We start from the raw sequence: 539 nt of genomic DNA, 5'->3' as shown, positions 1-539 counted from the left end.
GGTTTGATAAGGTGTATGAAATGGGAAGAATGTTTAGAAATGAAGGTATGTCAATTAAACATAACCCTGAGTATACTGCTATAGAATTATACCAAGCATATGCAGATTATACAGATATGATGGAAATAGCTGAAAATGTAATAGCTCATATGGCTGAAGCTGCAACTGGAAGCATGAAAATAGATTATCAAGGAACAGAAATAGACTTTACACCTCCATGGAGAAGAATGACTATGGAAGAATGTGTAAAAGAGTATGCTGGAGTAGACTTCGCTACTATAGATACTGATGAAGAAGCATTAGAAGTAGCTAAAGAAAAAGGTATAGAAATAACTCCTGGTATGAGAAGAGGAGAAGTTATCAACGCTTTATTCGAAGAATTTGGTGAAGATAAGTTAATTCAACCTACATTTATAACTCATCATCCAGTAGAAGTTTCTCCACTTGCTAAGAGAAACGTAGAGGATCCGAGAAGAACAGATAGATTTGAAGCTTTCGCTAATAAGTGGGAGTTAGCAAATGCTTTCTCTGAACTTAAT

Annotated in this window: 1 protein-coding gene; it reads left to right on the top strand. The window is 35.1% G+C overall.

Annotation, left to right across the window (positions count from 1 at the left end):
* On the top strand, positions 1-539 hold a 539-nt coding region (locus AZI32_RS17610; RefSeq protein WP_345968974.1), incomplete at both ends, for an amino acid--tRNA ligase-related protein.

Origin of the sequence: Clostridium sp. ATCC 25772 (assembly GCF_001573875.1) — a bacterium.
In the GTDB taxonomy this organism is placed as follows: Bacteria; Bacillota; Clostridia; order Clostridiales; family Clostridiaceae; genus Clostridium_J; species Clostridium_J senegalense.
Note: the sequence above shows the minus strand (reverse complement) of the source record. Positions and strands in the feature narration are given on the sequence as shown.